This window comes from Acinetobacter baylyi DSM 14961 = CIP 107474 (assembly GCF_000368685.1).
Classification (GTDB): Bacteria; Pseudomonadota; Gammaproteobacteria; order Pseudomonadales; family Moraxellaceae; genus Acinetobacter; species Acinetobacter baylyi.
This window is the reverse complement of sequence record NZ_KB849631.1, coordinates 91,229-112,094: the sequence shown is the minus strand read 5'-3', so window position 1 is coordinate 112,094 and position 20,866 is coordinate 91,229. Positions and strand designations below refer to the sequence as shown.

The window sequence follows — 20,866 nt, the reverse complement described above, 5'->3', positions numbered from 1 at the left end:
TTTCAGTGGCCGTTATGCGCTTTCTTTTGTTACTTCTGACCGCAGTTTTGATCAGTCTGGCTTGGTTGTCGCCAGACCATAGCTATCCATGGTTGACCTTTGCCAGTGAAATGCTGAGCTTTGCAGCATTTTTGAGTTTGCTGGCGTTATTCCTGAATCGTCCCTTAGAATTGCCGCGTGTGCAATTGCTGGCATTGCCTGTGGTGTTTATTCCCATGATTCAATGGGGCTTTGGACTGGTGGTCGATTTTAGTTCAGCACTGTTGTCGAGTGCCTATCTGCTGGGCTTTTGGTTGACCATGCTGCTTGGCTATAATTTAAGCCGTTCTTCTGCGGATCGTGAGCGGATGTTTACCCTCAGCAGTTATTTATTATTTGCCGTTGCACTGCTCACCAGTCTGATTGCGTGTATTCAGTGGCTTAATCTGGAATCTCATGTACCTGGGGTGATGAATCTTTATAGTCATCGTCCTTATGCCAATTTTGCTCAGCCCAACAATATGTCAACTTTCCTGATTTTAGGGTTGCTGGGCTGTTTGTATCTGGCCGAAAAGCAAAAATTAAAACAATACTATATTTGGCCTGTTGCGGCGTTGATTGTTTTTGCGATTACTTTAAGTCAGTCGCGTACCGCATGGGTATTTGGACTGTTCTTTATCATTTACTGGACCTATAAATCCTGGCGTTATCCAACCCATTTAAAGCGCTATGCGGTATTGCTCTGGGCAATTGGTTTTTTTGCTGTTGGTCTGCTCTTTCCCCGATTTACCCGTTTAATCCAGAAACTTAAGGAAGGTAATGTTGTACAGACCTCAAGTGTCGTAGAGCGTGCAAGTGCTGGACATGAACGTTTGGGAATCTGGCAGCAGATGCTGGATGCAATCCATCAAAAACCGTGGACAGGCTATGGCTGGAACCAGACCAGTATTGCAGAATTGTCCAGTATGTCTTCCAATACCATTCATGTCTGGTTTACCAGTGCACACAATGTGGTTCTGGATTTACTGGTATGGAATGGATGGTTGCTGGGTGGGTTGATTACGATTTGTATATTGATCTGGATATGTTGGTTGAACGTTCATGCCAAAACGACAGAATCGATCATCGCTTGCCTGATGGTCTCTGCGGTATGGATTCACACGCTTTTGGAATATCCATTACAGTACGCCTACTTTTTATTGCCTGTCGGGTTTTTAATGGGTTTGATTCAGGCGCAAACGCCAGATCAGACAGCCCGATCTGTTCCAGTCTCTGTCATACGTAGTATTTGGGTAATTGGAATTATGTTACTCGCTTTAATCTGGCGAGATTATAATCTTTACAAGGTCAATAGCTTACGTATTTTAAAAAATCAGCCAGCAAATATCGAGATCTGGGGCAGTTCAAAGATTCTGGTACTCACCGAGTTCGATCAGCGCTTATACTGGTTAAAGTTAAGCCCAGTTGCACCACTGACCAGCACAGAGCTGGATCAGATTGAGAAGATGGTACAAAACAAAGCTACGCCTTACAATTTGCAAAAATATGCGCAGCTTTTGCTGGCCAATCATCAATTTGAAAAAGCCCAGCAGCAGATCGCGTATCTAAACAGGTTGCACAAAAAAGATTACACGTTACAAGATTTGCAACAGGCCAATGCTTCTGCTGTAGAGTCATCCAAGTAAAAGCGAATTGATAAAAAAGGCGATTCATGATGAATCGCCTTTTTACATCGATTTTTAATTAAGCCTGAATCAGGGCTGTCACTTCATCGACATAATGTTGAATCGATTGAGCCTGATCATCATGGCCACGGCTTTCGATATTCAGGCGTAATAGCGGTTCGGTATTCGATGCACGTACATTAAGACGCCATAAACCAAAGTCCAGGCTGACACCATCGGTGCGATCGATTTCTGGATTTTGATCATTGTAATGATCAAAGAGTTTTTGAATGGTGGCTTGAGTATCTGCGACCTTAAAGTTAATTTCACCACTACATGGGAATTTGGCAATCATATTTTCGACCAATGTAGAAAGTGATTGCTCTGTTTCAGATAAAAGTGTAGTGACCAGTAACCATGGAATCATGCCACTATCGCAGTAGGCAAAATCACGGAAGTAGTGGTGTGCACTCATTTCGCCACCATACACAGCGTTATGCTCACGCATCACTTGCTTAATAAAAGCATGTCCAGATTTAGACTGAACCGTAACGCCGTCATAGGCATCGACGATATCCAGTGTGTTCCAGACCAAACGTGGATCATGCACAATTTTTTCGCCAGATTGCTTGATTAAAAATGCTTGTGCCAGTAAACCGACAATGTAGTAACCTTCGATAAACTGCCCTTTTTCATCAAACAGGAAGCAACGGTCAAAGTCACCATCCCAAGCAATTCCCATATCTGCTTGATGTTCAATCACCGCATTACGAGTACTGTCACGATTTTCTACTAAAAGTGGGTTCGGGATACCATTTGGGAAACTACCGTCTGCGTCATGATGAATTTTGATAAATTCAACAGGAACATTCAATGCCTTGAATTTTTCTTCAATAGCATCAATCACATGGCCTGCTGCACCATTGCCTGCATTGACCACCAGTTTAAGCGGGCGAATCTTGCTTGGATCGATGTAAGTCAGAAGGTGATCTACAAACTCAGGCAAAATATTATAAGATTGCGTATTTCCTTTCACCGATACTTCGGTGAATTGATTTGACTCAGCCAGTGCTTGAATTTCTTTTAAACCTGTATCTGCACTGATTGGACGTGCGTTTTCACGAACCAATTTCATGCCATTGTAGTCCATTGGGTTGTGGCTGGCCGTGACCTCAATGCCACCTTGCACATCCAGATGAAATGCACCAAAGTACACTTCTTCGGTCCCAGTCATGCCTAGATCAAGGACATTAACCCCTGCATCGTTTAAACCACGAATAGTGGCCTGTTTGAGATCTTCACTGCTTAAACGTACATCGCAGCCCACAACAACCGTTTTGGGTTGATAAATTTGACCGTATGCACGTCCGATTTTGTAGGCAATTTCTTCATTGAGTTCTGTACCGAGTTTGCCTCGGATATCGTAAGCTTTAAAGCAAGTGAATGTTGTCATCTTAGATATGATATTAAAAAATTATGTAGACTCATTATACTCAAGCAATACGAAAAAAATATGATCGTTTTATGCCGAAAATCAGAGTTTTTATTTTAAAATTGCATCTAAATATAAATGAAGAAATTAAATAAGTGCTTAATTAAACAATAGTTTTGAAAATTTCGTGACAGGCTTGACGAAACCACTGGTGGCTGGTCTTGTGATGGCAGCACATGTGCCAGTGCTGTTTGATGCTATAGGTTGGAAAATCTAGCGGCGCATCAAAAATTTGTAAGTTACCCCGTGCCAATAGTACCTGACTCAGATAATAAGGCACAGTTGCAATGGCATCTGTCTCCTGAACCACTAGACCGACACCGAGATAACTCGGTAGACGAATCAGGACATTACGTTTTAGTCCCTTGTTTTGTAATTCGTTTTCGATGTGATAATGACCTGCACCAGCATCAATATCGATATGCATTTCTCGGATATAATCATCGACGCTAATTCGTTCCTCTTTAAGACGTGGATGATTTTTCCGTGAAATTACCACGTAGCGCTGTGAGAACAGTTTCTGCTGATAAAAACCATCTTCAAGCTGTGGTAAAAAACCAATGGCCAGATCAATTTCACCATTTGCCATCTGATAACTGGTTTCAGAGCTAATCGGGCGTACATTGAGACGGATAAAAGGCGCATTTTTATTGAGAAACTGGGTAATTTGCGGCAAAAGTACCAGATGTGAAACATCCGTCATCGCCAAGGTATACAACAAATCTGATTTGGAAGGATCAAAATTGACACTGAAATTATTGATGCTTTCAACTTTGTTGATTACTTCACTAATCAGCGGAAAAATTTGCTTGGACAATTCGGTGGGAATCATTTCATTGCCCACACGCAAAAACAGCGGATCACCAAAATGCTGGCGAATTTTAATCAGACCATTGCTGATGGTTGGCTGGCTAACACCAATCGCATCTGCGGCTGCAGAGACACTTTTTGATTTATATACATGATAAAAAATATTGAGTAATCGGCTATCGAGATCAAACATTCTCTTTTTTCCTTAACCACCGTGAAGCAAATAGAAGAGACCGACTGCTCGTGATGTAAATATTTAATTTCAAATTATATCATTGAACTTTATAAACAGAAACTGATAGGCATATTCGTTCAAAACTATAGGTGACGCTGATAGCAGTATGGAGATTTATGGTCTGGAATGTACAGCGCTTTAGCATGAGGCCATCATTGATGGTCATCACACTTATAATTTCTTGTGCACCGTGTAAATCTTTTCATTTTTAAATTGAGCGACATAATCTTCTATATCACTGCGCAGGCATTCAACTTTAGTCTCAGATAATTTTTACCTTATGTAGCAGTCGGTCTATTTTTCAATATTTTATAATTGGTATGACCAATATAATGTTTTCAGAGGCTTGAACTTTGCTTTTTTAGAGATTAATATGCAGTAAATTTAAATTAATTGGTTATTTTTGCGTCTTTATCGAAATTGGTAATACCAATTTTAACGCGATAACCAGAATACCTATGATCCGTTCAAGGTAGAACATCGATACCATCGGCATTTCAAGGAGATGAAAATGCTTCAAGTATGGCAACAAACCTATAATCCACTTGGTAATATTTGGCTGTCCAGTTTGGTCGCCCTGATTCCCATTATTTTCTTCTTTCTGGCCCTGGCTGTTTTTCGCTTAAAAGGCAGTGTGGCGGGTACAATTACCGTCGCGATTGCACTTGTGATTGCATTATTCTTTTATCAAATGCCTGCTGCGATGGCATTTGGCTCCCTAATCTATGGTTTCTTTTATGGCCTATGGCCAATTTCATGGATTATTCTAGGTGCAGTTTTTCTGTATAAGGTCTCAGTGAAAACGGGGCAATTTGACATTATCCGTTCCAGTATTTTGTCAATTACAGAAGACCAGCGTTTACAAATGTTATTGGTTGGATTTGCCTTCGGAACTTTCCTTGAAGGGGCGGCAGGCTTTGGTGCACCTGTGGCGATTACCGCAGCATTGTTAATGGGATTAGGTTTTAAACCTTTATATGCTGCTGGATTATGCTTGATTGTCAATACAGCACCTGTTGCCTTTGGTGCGATGGGGATTCCAATTATTGTGGCTGGTCAGGTTTCGGGTGTCGATACCATGGAAATCAGCCAGATGGTGGGTCGTCAGTTACCTTTTCTGGTGATCATTGTGCTGTTCTGGATCATGGCGATTATGGACGGCTGGCGTGGTGTCAAGGAAACTTGGCCTGCTGTACTGGTGGGTGGTGGTGCTTTTGCGATTGCGCAGTATGCCACTTCAAACTTTCTTGGGCCTGAGCTTCCAGATATCACTGCTGCAATTGCATCATTGATTAGTTTGACCGTGCTGTTTCATTTCTGGCAGCCAAAACATATTTTCCGTTTCGAACAAGCAGAAAAGCTTGATCAGACAACGGCACCCGTACAGCAATATTCGATTGGTCAAATTGCCAAAGCATGGTCGCCTTTTGCCATTTTGACAGTAATGGTGACGATCTGGAGTGTAAAACCATTTAAAGCACTTTTTGCAAAAGGTGGTGCTTTAGAACACTGGATTTTTAAAATCGAAGTACCTGGTTTACACCGTTTAGTTGAAAAAATGCCACCGATTGTGTCTCAAAGTACACCTTATGATGCGATTTACAAATTTGACTGGTTCTCTGCAACAGGTACAGCCATCTTTATTGCAGCCGTGATCACCATCATTTTTCTAAAAATGAGTGCCAAGCAAGCTGTGGTGACATTTGGCGAAACAGTGAATGAGTTAAAAATACCAATTTACTCAATTGGAATGGTACTGGCTTTTGCTTTTATTGCCAATTATTCAGGCCTTTCTGCAACACTGGCATTGGCATTATCACACACTGGGCACGCATTTACGTTCTTCTCACCATTTTTGGGTTGGCTGGGTGTATTCCTGACAGGCTCAGATACGTCATCCAATGCATTGTTTTCGGCACTACAGGCGACCACGGCACAGCAGATTGGTATTCCAGAAGTCTTATTGGTTGCGGCCAATACCAGTGGTGGCGTGACAGGTAAAATGATTTCTCCACAATCTATTGCGATTGCTTGTGCGGCCGTCGGACTTGTGGGTAAAGAATCTGATTTATTCCGTTTTACTGTAAAACATAGCATCATATTCACAATCTTTGTGGGCATCATTGTGACGGTTCAGGCGTATATTGTACCTTGGATGATCCCTTAAACTGGATAGATAAAGGAATAGGTATGAGAGTGTCGGATCAAGTGGTGCAAAAGTTACAGGGCTTAATTGAGCAACGTCACTTAAAACAAGGTGATCGCTTGCCTGCCGAGCGTCAACTTGCCACCAGCTTGGGAATTTCCCGGCCCTCTCTGCGTGAAGCAATTCAGCAACTCAATAGTCTGGGGATTCTGGCAAGCCGTCGTGGAGACGGAACCTACATTCAGCAGCTCCCTGAAACATGGTCACAGCAACTGATTGTAGAGCCGATCAGCAATCTGATTGAAGAAGATCCAGAATACCGCTTTGATGTGCAGGAGGCACGCATTGTGCTGGAGGGCGGTACAGCCTGGTACGCGGCACTGCGTTCGACTGAGGCCGATCGTGCCAAGATTCATCAGTGTTTTGATGAAATTGCCTATCATCAACTACAAGGCGACTCGGCGGCAGCGGCTGTGGCAGACGCCAATTTCCATTTGGCGATTGCCGAAGCATCACACAATCTTGTGTTGATCCAGATGATGCGAAGCCTATTTGACTTATTGCAATACAACGTCGTTTTAGGACGGAAAAAAGTTTATAACCATCCTGTGAGTGCAGATCAGCTGAGTGAGCAGCATTTTCAGGTGATGGATGCGATTGACCGTCAGGATGCACAGGCCGCACGTGATGCTGTATGTGGGCATATTGAATTTGTTATCGATCATGTGCGTTCTCTGGATGAAGATGAAGCTCGCCAGAAACGCGCCACACGTTTACATAGGATTGATCAAACATGATTATTTCTTCTTCAAATGATTATCGCGAAGCAGCAAAGCGCCGCTTGCCACCATTTCTGTTTCACTATATCGATGGTGGGGCGTATGCAGAATATACGCTTAAGCGAAATGTTGAAGATTTATCGCAAATTGCGTTACGCCAGCGTGTACTCAATGACATGTCTAGCTTGAGTTTGGAAACAAAACTGTTTAACGAAACACTTTCGATGCCCGTTGCTTTATCACCTGTAGGCTTAACTGGGATGTATGCGCGTCGTGGCGAAGTGCAGGCCGCTGTCGCCGCCGATAAAAAGGGTATTCCCTTTACCATGTCGACAGTTTCGGTATGCCCAATTGAAGAAGTGACACCTGCGATCAAGCGTCCAATGTGGTTTCAGCTTTACGTATTGCGTGATCGTGGCTTTATGAAAAATGCGCTGGAACGTGCCAAAGCTGCGGGTTGCTCAACACTGGTGTTTACCGTAGATATGCCTGTTCCTGGCGCGCGCTATCGTGATGCACATTCGGGAATGAGTGGGCCAAATGCGGCGATGCGTCGTTATTTACAGTCTATGATGCACCCGCAATGGGCTTGGGATGTCGGATTGTTGGGTCGTCCTCACGATTTGGGGAATATTTCAAAATATTTGGGTAAAACCACAGGACTTGAAGATTATATTAGCTGGTTGGGCTCCAATTTTGACCCATCCATTTCATGGAAAGATTTGGAGTGGATTCGTGAGTTTTGGGATGGCCCAATGGTGATTAAAGGCATTCTAGATCCTGAAGATGCCAAAGATGCTGTGCGTTTTGGGGCAGATGGAATTGTGGTGTCTAATCATGGGGGGCGTCAGCTTGATGGTGTGATGTCTTCAGCGCGAGCGATGCCAGCGATTGCAGAAGCAGTGAAAGGTGACCTGACCATTCTGGCCGATTCGGGCATTCGTAATGGTCTGGATGTCGTGCGTATGCTCGCCTTGGGTGCAGACAGCGTAATGTTAGGTCGTGCCTTTATCTATGCATTGGCTGCACAGGGCGGGCAAGGTGTATCCAACTTGCTTGATCTGATTGATAAAGAAATGCGCGTTGCCATGACCTTGACGGGTGCAAAAACCATTGCCGATATCAATGAAAGTTGTCTGGTCGAAATGAATAAACTCATACAATCCTAAAAGGTGGATTTGATGACACAACAGTCCGTTACAGCCTCTCAGCTATTAAACCAGCTTAAAAAGATTGTTGGCCCATCCTATGTCTTGACGGATGATCAGCAAACCCGCCAATACCGTCAGGGTCGACGCTTTGGTGAGGGGCATGTGCTGGCGGTGGTGTGTCCTGCTACGCTCCTTGAGCAATGGCATGTTTTACAGGCGGCAATCGCAGCTGATTGTATTGTGATTATGCAGGCAGCAAATACAGGGCTAACGGGAGGTTCTACTCCCTATGGCCAGGATTATGATCGACCTGTACTGGTGATGAGCACGCGCCGCTTAAAAGGAATTCAGGTCATCCATGAGGGTAAACAAGTGGTGTGTTTACCGGGTGCGACGCTGGATCATCTTGAGCAACTGTTAAAAAGCTATAATCGAGAACCACATTCAGTGATTGGCTCTTCCTGTATTGGCGCATCAGTGTTGGGGGGAGTATGTAATAATTCGGGTGGAGCACTGGTACGCCGTGGTCCTGCCTATACCGAGCTGGCTTTGTACGCACAGGTAGACCAACAAGGACAGTTGCATCTGGTGAATCACCTTGGCATTGATCTTGGACAGACACCCGAAGAAATTTTGACGCGACTGGAATCACAGCAGTATCAGGCCAGTGATATTCTGGATGATACGCGTCAGGCCTCTGATCGTCGTTATGCCGATGACGTGACACAAGTTGATGCAGATAGTCCAGCACGTTTTAATGCAGATCCTTCCCGTTTGTTTGAGGCTTCGGGTTCAGCGGGTAAAGTCTGTGTATTTGCGGTACGCTTAGATACCTATGAAAAAGTTGAAAGTGATGTGTTTTATGTTGGCAGTAATGATGCAGATGATCTCACGGCAATCCGTCGCTATCTGCTGACCTCCTTGCCGAGCTTACCGATTGCGGGTGAATATATTCATCGTGATGCCTATCAGATTGGGGAAAAATACGGTAAAGATACCTTTTTATTTATTGAAAAATTTGGGACTGCCAACGTACCCAAAGCCTTTGCCATGAAAGACAAAATCGATGGTGTTCTGGAAAAATTGAAGATAAAAGGGCTTACGGATCATTTATTACAAGCTCTGACTTTTTGCTTACCTAGCCATCTACCAAAACGCATGACCGAGTTTCGCGATCTATACCAGCATCATCTGATTTTAAGAATTGAGAAAAACAGTAAAGCACTGACCGAACAGTTTTTAACAGAATATTTTGCGCTCCATTCTACGGGTGCTTATTTTTTATGTGATCAAGATGAAGGTCGTAAAGCCTTTTTACATCGTTTTGCGATAGCAGGTGCAGCCATTCGTTATCGGGATACACATCGTAATGAAGTAGAGGATATTGTGGCACTGGATATTGCCTTGCGCCGTAATGATCGGCAGTGGGTTGAGCAACTGCCAGAGGAAATGGAAAAAAAGATTTTACATAAGCTGTATTATGGTCATTTTTTCTGTCATGTGTTTCATCAGGACTATATTATTCAAAAAGGCGTTAATCCGCTTGAGATGGAACATGAGATGTGGAAATTACTGGATGCACGACGTGCAGAGTATCCCGCAGAACATAATGTTGGACATTTATATATTGCCAAACCTGCGCTAGCAAATTTTTATCAAAGGCTTGATCCAACCAATCGTTTTAATGTGGGTATTGGGCACACCTCAAAGCTAAAGTACTGGGGAAAATCGACACAATAACAGACCAAAACATAATACAAAAATACATAGCGCGGGCTTCTTACATTTCAGTTGGTTTTAAGGTTGCAAAAGCAAAAGAAAGAAACTAAGGTGAACGGGATATAATAAACTAGAGAAAGACAAGGTCATGTTGTTTAAAAAAAGTTTTTTATTTTCTGCGTTAATGGGACTGAGTGCATTCAGCTTTGCTCAAGGAATTGTGCTCAACAATGAAAATTTACGTACTGATTTGAATTGGCTCAACCAGCAGGGTGTGATCCAGATTAGTACATCGACATGGCCTTTAAGTGGTGACGAAATCCAGCGCGCGCTTTCCAATGCCAAGGTACAAAATCATACTCAGCAACGTGTCATAGACTCAGTGACCAATGCCCTTAAAGCCGATCAGCAACCTGTCAAGGTTGGATTGTTTGCAGAAACCGATCAGAAAAAGCTCCCTCAAGCATTTGGTGACCAGCAAAAAGCACAATATGTGGCATCGCTTGAAATGAATGCTGGTGGTGAAAACTGGGATGGTAAATTACGCATAAATGGGGAAAAAGACCAGCAAATTGACAATGGTCATAAAGTCAATGTTGAAGGCTCTTATTTAGCTGGAAAACTTTGGAATCAGTGGTTTATTGCAGGACAGATTCCAACATGGTGGGGGCCAGGTCATGATGGTAGCCTAATTCGTGGAGATGCGAGTCGTCCAGTCTATGGCGTTACCATACAACGTGCAGAGCAAAATGCTTTTGAGACTAAATGGTTGTCCTGGATTGGACCTTGGCAGTATCAAGTCTTTGCTGGTCAGCTCGACGATTATAAAGCCGTTCCTGATGCAAAACTGATTGGAATGCGCTTAACAGCACAGCCTTTACCTTATCTAGAATTAGGTGCTTCGCGGACTTTCCAAATTGGTGGCAAAGGACAACCTGATAGCTTTAAAGCATACTGGAATGCATTTATTGGCAAAGATAATGAGTGTAACGACAAAGGCTGTGTAAACGATCAGAATGCTTCAAACCAGTTGGCAGGTTTTGACGGAAAATTGAATTTACAACCCTTACTGAATGTTCCTGTAAGCTTGTATGGTCAGTATGTTGGAGAAGATGAATCAGGATTTCTTCCATCACGGAAACTCTATTTAGCAGGACTAGACTATTCTTCATCATTGAAGAATATGCCTTATCAGCTTTATGCGGAGTGGGCTGATACCCGAACTAATGGCGATGTACTGGGTTATAGTTATAATCATCACCAATATACAGATGGTTATTACCAACATGGTTTTCCTTTAGGTCATGCCATAGGTGGAGATGGCCAAATGTATTCGGTCGGTGGTGATATTCGTATTGATGTCATGAACCGTCTTAGTGGTCGTGCCATGGTCGCTAAAGTGAATCAGTCTAATTTAAAGATCAATCAGGCGTTCCCTGAAAAAGATGAGATCAAGGCACTCGACCTGACCTGGACGCATTACATCAAACCTGAGATTCCTCTTAAGATTAATGGTTGGATCAGTGATTCTGATGTACATGGCCGTGATACTGGCGCTTCAATTGGTGTTGAATTTCCACTCGATATCAAACATTTTAGATTCTAATCCGTCCGTATTTAGAACAATAATCGGGTCTCGCCATTGGTAAGACCCGATTTTTTTGATTATTTATAAGGAGGTAAAGAATGCGGCTGCACCAAATAGGATGCCAGGGGCATTTGCAGCAGCGAGAGGATAATCTTTACGCTTTAAACCATATAAAACCCACAATAGACAATTAATTGCAGCGACAAATGGCTGGATCGGATTACCTTTAGTTCCTGCGAGATTATTCATGATCTGAGGAATATAGGAAACGTACATGCCAATCGCGGTAAAGGTTGCCACCCAGCCCAGTATTTGAATAAATCGTTCATCATTTTTTTTGATCATTATGACCTGAAATTATTAAGTAATTGACTTTATTTAAATTTAATATATTCAAAAAAAATAGTGAGGCTCTGTAACAAAAAAGACAATATTGAAAGAAGCCAGTTATGACTTTGTAAAATTTCTAAAGTACAACTGGCGTTGTGTAGGATAATCTTAAGCAGGAGTCACTTCGGTGGCTAATACTTCAGCCATCGCTTTGGCTACAATATAGACATTATTCATGTTTAAACCCGCAACACAAATACGGCCACTACGAACCAGATAGATGGCATAATCTTCACGCAGGGTATCGACCTGATCTGCAGTCAAACCTGTATAGCTAAACATGCCTTTTTGATCGACCAGATAGTTAAAGTCACGATCTGGTAAAGCCTTGGTCAATTCATCACGTAAAATGATACGCATTTTGAGAATACGTTCACGCATCTCCTTAACTTCATTTTGCCACTGTTGACTGAGTTCAGCATCATTCAAGACCTGATCGACCAACCATGCACCTGTAGTCGGTGGACTAGAATAAATTCGACGTACAGTCGCTTTTAACTGGCCAAAAGTGCATTGAGCTGCTTCGGCATCATCACAAACAAAGGTGAGCCCGCCTACACGTTCGCCATACAGTGAAAAGATTTTGGAGAACGAATTGCTGACAATAAAATTAAGACCAGACTGATCAAGTGCACGAATTGCATAAGCATCTTGCTCCATGCCATCACCAAAGCCCTGATAGGCAATGTCGAGGAAAGGAATCAGATGGCCTGCTTTTAATACGTCAATGACCTGATCCCATTGTGCCGGTACCAGATCAACACCAGTCGGGTTATGACAGCATGGATGTAGTAGCACAATGCTGTGCTTTGGAAGCTGTTTTAATGTCGCTAACATGCCTTCAAAATCGAGACCACGTGTTTCTGCATCAAAGTACGGATAAAAATGCGTTTTAAATCCTGCACCATTAAAAATGGCGATATGATTATCCCAGGTTGGCTGGCTTACCCAGACTTCTGAATCTGGGAAATAGTTTTTTAAAAAATCTGCACCCACTTTAAGTGCACCTGAGCCACCAAGCGTCTGAATGGTCACGGCACGCCCTGCTTTAACTGCTGGGCTATTGTGACCAAAGAGCAAGGTTTGAATTGCATCACGGTAAGGTTTAAAACCTTCCATTGGCAGGTATGGCTTAACCTTGTTTTGACGTGGTTCAATGCGTTTTTGTGCTTCAATGACGCTGTCAAGCTGAGGCACAATACTGTCTTCATTATAATAAAGACCAATGCTCAAATTAACTTTCGCTTCGCGTGAATCGGCGTTGAATTGTTCCATAAGCGACAAGATTGGATCGCCCGCATACGGTGGGATATGTTGAAACATCAAAAAAATCCTTGCATTCCACAGTTGGAACCACTAACTGTGTCGTAGTGAAGTAGGTGAGTTTAAGGTGCTCAAGAGCCTTAAACTCAATTAATGTAACAGTAAGTACATGATGCAGCCATACTCTTTGTACCTTCTATGGGAATTATTTTTTACAAAATCTTTCGCCTCTAGTGTCTGGCTTAAATATGATGTTGATCTGATTTGTAAGATGATTCTGCTTTAAATACAAAATTCGATTCATTCATTTTCAGGTTACGTTGATGGTGCAGTTAGGGCTTTAGAGGTCAATCCTGCATATGTATCTTTAATATCAAAATAGTAGATTTCCTGAAAATTTAAATTTTTTTCATACAAGGTCGGTCAATATTCCAATGTGAACCTGATATTCGTTACGGGTCAGATGATCAATTCTCTCTATGTTTCTTTATCCTGACCATTTTTCTAAATTTCATGTCTTGATCTGATCATGCGGTGTCTTGCCACCGAATGGCTTAAAGCAGAAGATTGAAACTACTTTTCATAAAATAAGTAATTTGATTATTTTCATTTATACTTATTAGGTTGAGAGTAAGCTGATCATGCACCAAAAATGCATTATTGGATATTTAAACCAAAAAAAACCACACAGGGATGTGTGGCAAAAATGATCTGTTTAGGATATTAGAAAAATAGTTGATCAAACTTAAATAAAACTTAACGAGATTATGATTTGATCACATCCAAAAATAATGTTTCCTTGATTTCTTCCATCACAATATAACTATGCGACGATGCAGAAGAAGGCAATTTTTTGAGCAGATCTCCCAAAAGACGTCGGTAAGCACTCATTTCTTTCAGGCGTGCTTTGACTAGGTAATCAAATTCACCTGAAATAAGATGACATTCGAGCACCTCTGGAATTTCCACTAAATCACGTGCCACCTGATCAAATACATCTCCAGACTTTGCCGAAAGTTTGATTTCCAGAAATACCAACAAATTACGATCTACATAGATTGGATTCAGGCGTGCATGATAGCCTGTAATAATGCCATCCCGTTCCAGACGTTTCACCCGCTCCGAGCAAGGGGTAGTTGATAGATTGACTCTGGAGGCCAGCTCACTAATTGCAATACGGCCTTCCTTTTGCAAAATATCCAGAATCTGCCGATCAATTCGGTCTAATGCACGCATGAAAAATTTCCTTCTTTTCGATTTTTGGCACGACAAAATTTAAGATTTAACTGGATTATAGCTTTAAAAATAGTGAAATAAACTATTGATGCGGAAATATACTAGTTAAATAAACTAGTATGTGCCAGGGGATAGGGTATGCGTGTCATTGTTTTAGGTAGTGGTGTGATTGGTGTAGCAAGCGCTTATTACCTTGCGCAACAAGGGGCACATGTCACTGTTCTTGATCGTCAAACAGGTCCAGCAGAAGAAACCAGTTTTGGTAATGCAGGACAAATTTCTCCTGGTTATTCGACGCCTTGGGCAGCGCCTGGCATTCCATTTAAAGCGGTCAAATGGATGTTTCAGCATCATGCACCATTGGCCATTAATCTGGATGGCAGCATGTGGCAATTACAGTGGATGGCACAAATGCTGAAAAACTGTAATCCGCAAAGTTATAGCCAAAATAAAGAACGCATGATGCGCGTTGCGGAATATAGTCGTGACTGTCTGAAATCTCTACGCGAGACTACGGGAATCAGTTATGAAAATCGCGCTAAAGGTACACTACAGGTGTTTCGTAAAGAAGCACAGCTTGAAGCAGTACAGCGTGATATTGAAGTTCTACAAGAGTGTGGTGTCAGTTATGAGCTGTTATATCAAGATGATCTGGCGCGTGTAGAACCAGCACTCGAACATGCCAAAGATAAACTGGTCGGTGGTTTACATTTACCAAATGATGAAACAGGTGATTGCTACCTGTTTACCAATGCCTTGGCCCAGAAAGCCAAAGAACTGGGTGTAAATTTTCAGTTTAACCAGAATGTAGAAGGTCTGGTGGTTGAAGGTGACGAGATTAAAGGCGTTCGTGTGAATGGTCAGGTGTTAAAAGCAGATCGTTATGTATTGGCATTTGGCAGTTATTCACGTGATTTTCTCAAACCACTGGCGTTAAATTTACCTGTTTATCCAGTGAAAGGTTACTCGCTGACCATCCCAATTGTACAACCTGAGTTTGCACCACAGTCGACGGTACTGGATGAAACCTACAAGATTGCCATTACCCGTTTTGACCAGCGTATCCGTGTAGGGGGAATGGCTGAGCTCAGTGGTTTTAATTTGGGTTTGAATCAGGATCGCCGTGCCACACTTGAAATGGTGACACAAGACCTTTTCCCTGGCGGTAATATGGCAGAAGCTTCGTTCTGGACGGGCTTACGGCCTATGACACCAGACAGCACGCCAATTATCGGTGCGACCCGTTTTAAAAATCTATTTCTAAATACAGGACATGGCACCTTGGGCTGGACGATGGCCTGCGGCTCGGGCAAGTTGATCAGCGATATTGTATTGAGCCATCAGACCGAGATTAGTACCGAAGGTCTTTCACTACAGCGTTATTCAACCGCTGCTTAAGCTTTATTATTGAGTATCAAGGAAGACACTTATGCCACGTCCGATTCAGGCTGTTATTCATCTTGAAGCACTTGCGCACAATCTTAAGATTGTGCGTGCATCTGCCCCAGAAAGTCAAGTCTTTGCAGTAGTTAAAGCCAACGCTTATGGGCATGGAATTGAACGCGTTTATCAGGCATTTAAACAGGCAGATGGATTTGCACTGCTGGATATTGAAGAAGCCAAACGATTACGCGCTCTGGGCTGGACAGGGCCGATTTTATTGCTCGAAGGCATTTTTTCGCCGCAGGATCTATTTGACTGCGTTCAATACCAGTTGAGCTTTACTGTACATCATGATGTTCAGATTGACTGGATCGAAGGTCATCCTGAAGACGCCCAGTTCGATATTTTTCTTAAAATGAATAGTGGCATGAACCGTCTTGGGTTTAAACCTGTGCAGTATCGTCATGCCTGGCAGCGTTTAAATGCACTTTCCCAAGTCAGACACCTGACGCATATGATGCATTTTTCTGATGCGGATGGTGAGCGTTTTGGCGAGTCGGGAATTACCTATCAACATGATCTGTTTGAAGACACCATTCGTGATTTGCCAGGACCAAAATCGGTCAGCAACAGCGCTGCTATTTTACGCCATCCGTTGCACTCCGATGTGGTGCGTGGCGGAATTATGCTCTATGGCAGTTCACCCGATTATCCAACACATGGTCTTCATGACTGGTCACTCAAACCCACGATGAGCTTGCGTAGCGAGATTATTGCTATCCAGATGCTGGAACCCAATGAAAGTGTGGGCTATGGCTCAAGTTTTGTGGCAGATCAACCGCTTCGGATCGGGATTGTGGCATGTGGCTATGCAGATGGTTATCAACGAATTTCTCCGACAGGAACGCCTGTACTGGTTGATGGTATTGAAACGAGAACCATTGGACGTGTGAGTATGGACATGCTCGCCGTTGATCTGAGCGCAGTTCCTAAGGCAAGAATTGGTTCGGAGGTGGTGCTTTGGGGATACTCCTCCACGGGTGTGATTTTACCGATTGATGATGTCGCGGCAGCATCTGGCACCGTCGGTTATGAACTGATGTGTGCTGTGACCGCACGTGTTCCTTTTACAATTCAAACATAAGGATAATGAGCATGTCTCAGTCTGATATTCAACGCATTAATACCACACAGGTCATGAGTTCAGTCACCATTTTTAATCAGGTGGCTTATCTATCAGGTCAGGTACCACAAGATACAGCACTCGATATTGAGGGACAAACCCGAGATGTCCTGAGCACCATCGATCAATTGCTGGCAGCAGCCAACTCAGATAAATCCCGACTTCTATCTGTGCAATTGTTTCTCAAAAATCTTTCAGATTTTCCCAAGGTCAATGCGATCTGGATGGAGTGGCTAGATGGTCTGGCAACGCCAGCACGTGCCACGATTCAAGCCGACCTGGTCAATCCAGACTGGTTGATTGAGATTGCGGTAATCGCGGCACAGAAGTAGTGCCCTTCAAAACGGGGAGATCATAAGATGTCCGCGTTTTGAAAATTCAAGATAGAAATTGAAGCCAAAAGATTCAGTCATAGTTTCTATGTTGTTGAGGTTTAAACATATTGTTCCTGTTTCTTGCCTATGTGCAGTAATCCGAATCGAGGGATTGAGACAGTCTGAACGTGTTTGAAAGGAAGTTTTTTAAAAAGGATGTTAAATCATGACTACAGGACGTCATTCTGAGGGCGAGCATGCCCCACATGACCTGCAACGTAAACTGTCCAATCGCCATCTACAACTGATTGCGATTGGTGGTGCAATTGGTACAGGTTTATTTATGGGATCAGGGAAAACCATCTCTCTGGCAGGGCCTTCAATTTTATATATTTACATGATCATTGGGGTCATGTTTTTCTTTTTAATGCGCGCCATGGGTGAGCTTCTGCTTGCCAATCTGCAATATAAGTCTTTTGTGGATATGGCACATGATCTGATTGGGCCTGGGGCAGGGTATTATTTGGGCTGGACTTACTGGCTCGGATGGGTATTGGTCGGGATTGCAGATCTGGCCGCTATTATTAACTATCTGAACTTTTGGCTTCCAGATGGCACGGTATTTACCCCGATGGGACAGGCACTGATCAGTGCAGGCTGTGTGCTACTTGTACTTGGACTCAACCTGTTGACGGTTCGTCTGTTTGGCGAAATCGAGTTCTGGTTTGCGCTTATCAAGATTTTAGCGATTGTGGGGCTGATTGGTGTTGGTGGATACATGGTATTTAGCCATTTTCAGGCGCCCGCTGGTACAGTCGCAGCGATAAGTAACGTGTGGTCGGAAGGTGGTATGTTCCCTAAAGGAGTTACTGGCTTTCTGGCAGGCTTTCAGATTGCTGTATTTGCTTTTGTTGGTGTTGAGCTGGTTGGAACCACAGCCGCAGAAACCAGGGATCCACAGAAGAATTTACCCAAAGCCATTAATGCGATTCCTGTTCGTATTATCTTATTTTATGTGTTGGCGTTATTTGTGGTGATGTCTGTCACGCCATGGAATCACATTAGTGCAGATAAAAGTCCTTTTGTTGAATTATTCTTGCATGCGGGTATCCCAACATCAGCGATTATTATGAATCTGGTGGTGTTGTCATCTGTCATGTCATCGATGAATAGTGGTGTTTTCTCTACAAGCCGCATGTTATTTGGATTATCGCGTGATGGACAGGCACCTCAGGCGTTTGCACATTTATCACGCCGTGCTGTTCCTGCAAATGGGTTGTTGTTTTCCTGCTTTTTCATCATGGCAGGCGCAGCCTTACAATATTTTGTTCCTAACACCATGGAGGCATTTACGCTGGCTAGTTCGCTTTGCGTGATCCTGTTTATTAGTGTGTGGGGCATGATTATGGTTTGCTATCTGCGTTATCGTAAATTACGCCCAGAATTGCATGCGCAGTCAACCTTCAAAATGCCAGGTGGTATCTGGATGTCGTATATCGTGCTGGCATTTTTAATGTTTACATTGGTGATTCTTGCATTAGAACCAGATACGCTAAAAGCTCTTTATATCAGCCCTTTATGGTTAATTCTTCTGGCACTGACTTATCAGTTTATGTATAAGCCACGTTTAAAACGCTTAATGCACAATTAAATGATGCAATATTGGAGAGCATGATTTAAAGCATGCTCTCTTAACTTAAGAATGTATCAGAGCATAGACCTTCATTCAGATCTAGCCTATACGCATAGCCCTATTATCGAGAGGATTACCTGAAGTAAGAAGTCTGAAGAATGTGACCCGTAGTGGTTTGATTATTTTAAAATTAATACCCTCATTTTGATTAATCAGATCATCTTTATATTTAAATTGTGGTTGATTGGTATGATGTCATTTTGCAATCTGACCTAGTGTAATGACACGGAATTTCGGCCTTATTCTATTCTGCATGTACTTTAAAACCATATTCTATTTTTAGATTTCTAATTCCAATATTCAAACGTACAGCTTTTATTGGATCAATAACTGATGTCAATTTTTAAATTTTTAGTGTCAATATTTTTTTGTTTTTTTTCGTTAACTTAAGCTCGAATACCAAATACATCACATTTTAACGATTGATGTGAATTAAGTATTCACTCTAAGAAATCTCTAACTTTTTGATAAGAGTAGCTTTTTAATGAAAATTAAACTATTGATGGGTGTAATGCTGACCTTAGGTATCATGCAAGCTGCAACTGCAGCAGATACGATTACTTTCACTGGCACGATTGACTCCAATACCTGTACGGTCAATGTGGGGAATTCAGCATCACCGACGATTACCCTTCCAACCGTTGGCGCGGGTAGTTTAACCACTGCGGGTAACACCGCAGGTGCAACACCATTTAGTATCAATATTACAGGGTGTACTTCAACTGCCGATGACGTGGCTGTTCGCTTTACTGCACATAATCCTGATGGCACCAATTTGGGGGTAAGCACGGGTGAGAATACTGCAACCAACATTTCAGTTCAGCTTTTAAGCGGAAGTGCGGGGAGTTCAGCATTGGTTTTTAATAATGGAATTGCCACCACAGCGAAGCAAGCGACTGCATCGGGTACTGCAACTTACAATATGACAGCGCAATACTATGCAAAAGGTAAAGTTGAAGCAGGTACTGTAACAGCAGTTGCTGATTACGAAGTTATTTATCCTTAACGGATTTTTAATGATCCGCCATGTGCTCTGTATAGGATGACATGGCGTTTTTGACAAAATACAAGAAAAGGATAAAACGTGAAAAAAGCATCTAAATTCTGGTCAAGTGTGCTGATGATGTACTGTATGGGCAGTACCTCAATAGTACATTCGAATGTTGTGATGACAGGCACCCGAGTGATTTATCCTGCCGAGCAGAAAGAGAAGACTTTGCAGTTTAGCAATAATGCTGATCAAAGTTATCTTGTGCAAATCTGGCTGGATAAAGATAATCCGCAATCGACACCTGAAACAGCAGATGCACCTTTTTTGATCAATCCGCAGGTGTTCCGAATTAATCCCAAACGGGGTCAAATGGTTCGGATGGTCTATACAGGTGATGCAATTTTACCTGCAGACAGAGAGTCGGTTTTTTACCTGAATTTTAAGCAAATTCCCGCACTCGAGAAAAATAAACTTGATCAAAATATGTTGGTGTTATTGGTTAAGAGTCGAATAAAAGTTTTTTATCGTCCTAAAACCATCATTGGACCACCAGAAGATAGCTTTAAAACACTGACATATTCACTGGTAAAAGATCAGCATCTCACTTGGCTAGAAGTCAATAATCCGAGTGGCTACTACGTCACTGCAACTCAGGCGACTGTCAAAGACAATGTATTGCAGGCCAAAGCCATTGATGTTGGCATGATTCCACCCAAATCAACAGCACGATGGAAACTTGATCAATCACTGGTTCAAGAGGTAGGTACGGAAGTGACCTTGCGTCTGGTCAATGATTATGGGGCTTATGTAAATCAGCTTATTCAACCCCAACAGCACTCCAATTAAGGTA

General features: G+C 42.6%; 17 protein-coding genes. 12 read left to right on the top strand and 5 right to left on the bottom strand.

Annotation, left to right across the window (positions count from 1 at the left end; translation table 11 throughout):
- Positions 1 to 14 precede the first annotated feature (14 nt).
- Entirely contained in the window at positions 15 to 1,664 is a 1,650-nt protein-coding gene (locus F952_RS16190) for a PglL family O-oligosaccharyltransferase (protein ID WP_004930753.1), read from the top strand.
- A 58-nt stretch (positions 1,665 to 1,722) separates the two neighbouring features.
- On the opposite strand, the gene F952_RS16185 is transcribed toward F952_RS16190, so the two are convergent.
- Both F952_RS16185 and F952_RS16180 read right to left on the bottom strand, forming a co-directional pair.
- Positions 1,723 to 3,096: a phosphohexomutase domain-containing protein gene (locus F952_RS16185; RefSeq protein ID WP_004930750.1), complete on the bottom strand. Its 1,374-nt coding sequence runs from the start codon at positions 3,094 to 3,096 to the stop codon at positions 1,723 to 1,725.
- A gap of 142 nt (positions 3,097 to 3,238) precedes the next feature.
- The gene (locus tag F952_RS16180) at positions 3,239 to 4,138 is read right to left on the bottom strand and encodes a LysR family transcriptional regulator (RefSeq protein ID WP_004930747.1); all 900 of its coding nucleotides are present in this window, start codon (positions 4,136 to 4,138) and stop codon (positions 3,239 to 3,241) included.
- A gap of 547 nt (positions 4,139 to 4,685) precedes the next feature.
- On the opposite strand from F952_RS16180, the gene lldP reads away from it, so the two are divergent.
- The 5 genes from lldP (at position 4,686) to F952_RS16155 (ending at position 11,581) form a co-directional block, all read left to right on the top strand.
- Complete coding sequence (lldP, locus tag F952_RS16175) at positions 4,686 to 6,347, top strand: L-lactate permease (protein WP_171056884.1); 1,662 nt, start codon at positions 4,686 to 4,688, stop codon at positions 6,345 to 6,347.
- A 23-nt stretch (positions 6,348 to 6,370) separates the two neighbouring features.
- Positions 6,371 to 7,123: a transcriptional regulator LldR gene (gene lldR / locus F952_RS16170; RefSeq protein ID WP_004930741.1), complete on the top strand. Its 753-nt coding sequence runs from the start codon at positions 6,371 to 6,373 to the stop codon at positions 7,121 to 7,123.
- Complete coding sequence (lldD, locus tag F952_RS16165) at positions 7,120 to 8,274, top strand: FMN-dependent L-lactate dehydrogenase LldD (RefSeq protein ID WP_004930738.1); 1,155 nt, start codon at positions 7,120 to 7,122, stop codon at positions 8,272 to 8,274. Before lldR ends, lldD begins: the two co-directional genes overlap by 4 nt.
- A 12-nt stretch (positions 8,275 to 8,286) precedes the next feature.
- Entirely contained in the window at positions 8,287 to 9,996 is a 1,710-nt protein-coding gene (gene dld / locus F952_RS16160; protein WP_004930735.1) for a D-lactate dehydrogenase, read from the top strand.
- A gap of 127 nt (positions 9,997 to 10,123) precedes the next feature.
- Positions 10,124 to 11,581 (top strand): capsule assembly Wzi family protein, encoded by a 1,458-nt coding sequence (locus F952_RS16155; RefSeq protein WP_004930731.1) that lies wholly within the window; start codon positions 10,124 to 10,126, stop codon positions 11,579 to 11,581.
- A gap of 63 nt (positions 11,582 to 11,644) precedes the next feature.
- On the opposite strand, the gene F952_RS16150 is transcribed toward F952_RS16155, so the two are convergent.
- From F952_RS16150 to F952_RS16140, 3 genes are all read right to left on the bottom strand, one after another.
- On the bottom strand, positions 11,645 to 11,908 hold the full coding sequence (locus F952_RS16150; protein ID WP_004930728.1) for a SemiSWEET family transporter: 264 nt from the start codon (positions 11,906 to 11,908) through the stop codon (positions 11,645 to 11,647).
- Positions 11,909 to 12,061: 153 nt separating this feature from the next.
- Positions 12,062 to 13,276 carry an amino acid aminotransferase gene (locus F952_RS16145; RefSeq protein ID WP_004930725.1) on the bottom strand — a complete coding sequence of 405 codons (1,215 nt, stop codon included), beginning with the start codon at positions 13,274 to 13,276 and terminating at the stop codon, positions 12,062 to 12,064.
- A 705-nt stretch (positions 13,277 to 13,981) separates the two neighbouring features.
- Positions 13,982 to 14,452 (bottom strand): Lrp/AsnC ligand binding domain-containing protein, encoded by a 471-nt coding sequence (locus F952_RS16140; protein WP_004930722.1) that lies wholly within the window; start codon positions 14,450 to 14,452, stop codon positions 13,982 to 13,984.
- 138 nt (positions 14,453 to 14,590) lie between these two features.
- Here F952_RS16140 and F952_RS16135 point away from each other — a divergent pair, with 138 nt between their 5' ends.
- The 6 genes from F952_RS16135 (at position 14,591) to F952_RS16110 (ending at position 20,862) form a co-directional block, all read left to right on the top strand.
- A complete protein-coding gene (locus F952_RS16135) occupies positions 14,591 to 15,850 on the top strand; it encodes a D-amino acid dehydrogenase (protein WP_004930721.1) in 1,260 nt (419 codons plus the stop codon).
- 31 nt (positions 15,851 to 15,881) lie between these two features.
- Positions 15,882 to 16,979, top strand: coding sequence for an alanine racemase (gene alr, locus F952_RS16130; RefSeq protein ID WP_004930719.1), 1,098 nt, complete (start codon positions 15,882 to 15,884; stop codon positions 16,977 to 16,979).
- A gap of 11 nt (positions 16,980 to 16,990) precedes the next feature.
- Positions 16,991 to 17,350: a RidA family protein gene (locus F952_RS16125; RefSeq protein ID WP_004930717.1), complete on the top strand. Its 360-nt coding sequence runs from the start codon at positions 16,991 to 16,993 to the stop codon at positions 17,348 to 17,350.
- 208 nt (positions 17,351 to 17,558) lie between these two features.
- Positions 17,559 to 18,983, top strand: coding sequence for an amino acid permease (locus tag F952_RS16120; protein WP_004930716.1), 1,425 nt, complete (start codon positions 17,559 to 17,561; stop codon positions 18,981 to 18,983).
- A gap of 526 nt (positions 18,984 to 19,509) precedes the next feature.
- Positions 19,510 to 20,031 (top strand): fimbrial protein, encoded by a 522-nt coding sequence (locus F952_RS16115; RefSeq protein ID WP_004930714.1) that lies wholly within the window; start codon positions 19,510 to 19,512, stop codon positions 20,029 to 20,031.
- A gap of 78 nt (positions 20,032 to 20,109) precedes the next feature.
- On the top strand, positions 20,110 to 20,862 hold the full coding sequence (locus F952_RS16110) for a fimbrial biogenesis chaperone (RefSeq protein ID WP_004930713.1): 753 nt from the start codon (positions 20,110 to 20,112) through the stop codon (positions 20,860 to 20,862).
- Positions 20,863 to 20,866 lie beyond the last annotated feature (4 nt).

What these genes read in the sequence shown, in the direction of transcription:
- F952_RS16190 (WP_004930753.1), top strand. Translation starts at nt 15, where the DNA reads ATGCGCTTTCTTTTGTTACTTCTGACCGCAGTTTTGATCAGTCTGGCT.
- F952_RS16185 (WP_004930750.1), bottom strand. Translation starts at nt 3,096, where the DNA reads ATGACAACATTCACTTGCTTTAAAGCTTACGATATCCGAGGCAAACTC.
- F952_RS16180 (WP_004930747.1), bottom strand. Translation starts at nt 4,138, where the DNA reads ATGTTTGATCTCGATAGCCGATTACTCAATATTTTTTATCATGTATAT.
- lldP (WP_171056884.1), top strand. Translation starts at nt 4,686, where the DNA reads ATGAAAATGCTTCAAGTATGGCAACAAACCTATAATCCACTTGGTAAT.
- lldR (WP_004930741.1), top strand. Translation starts at nt 6,371, where the DNA reads ATGAGAGTGTCGGATCAAGTGGTGCAAAAGTTACAGGGCTTAATTGAG.
- lldD (WP_004930738.1), top strand. Translation starts at nt 7,120, where the DNA reads ATGATTATTTCTTCTTCAAATGATTATCGCGAAGCAGCAAAGCGCCGC.
- dld (WP_004930735.1), top strand. Translation starts at nt 8,287, where the DNA reads ATGACACAACAGTCCGTTACAGCCTCTCAGCTATTAAACCAGCTTAAA.
- F952_RS16155 (WP_004930731.1), top strand. Translation starts at nt 10,124, where the DNA reads ATGTTGTTTAAAAAAAGTTTTTTATTTTCTGCGTTAATGGGACTGAGT.
- F952_RS16150 (WP_004930728.1), bottom strand. Translation starts at nt 11,908, where the DNA reads ATGATCAAAAAAAATGATGAACGATTTATTCAAATACTGGGCTGGGTG.
- F952_RS16145 (WP_004930725.1), bottom strand. Translation starts at nt 13,276, where the DNA reads ATGTTTCAACATATCCCACCGTATGCGGGCGATCCAATCTTGTCGCTT.
- F952_RS16140 (WP_004930722.1), bottom strand. Translation starts at nt 14,452, where the DNA reads ATGCGTGCATTAGACCGAATTGATCGGCAGATTCTGGATATTTTGCAA.
- F952_RS16135 (WP_004930721.1), top strand. Translation starts at nt 14,591, where the DNA reads ATGCGTGTCATTGTTTTAGGTAGTGGTGTGATTGGTGTAGCAAGCGCT.
- alr (WP_004930719.1), top strand. Translation starts at nt 15,882, where the DNA reads ATGCCACGTCCGATTCAGGCTGTTATTCATCTTGAAGCACTTGCGCAC.
- F952_RS16125 (WP_004930717.1), top strand. Translation starts at nt 16,991, where the DNA reads ATGTCTCAGTCTGATATTCAACGCATTAATACCACACAGGTCATGAGT.
- F952_RS16120 (WP_004930716.1), top strand. Translation starts at nt 17,559, where the DNA reads ATGACTACAGGACGTCATTCTGAGGGCGAGCATGCCCCACATGACCTG.
- F952_RS16115 (WP_004930714.1), top strand. Translation starts at nt 19,510, where the DNA reads ATGAAAATTAAACTATTGATGGGTGTAATGCTGACCTTAGGTATCATG.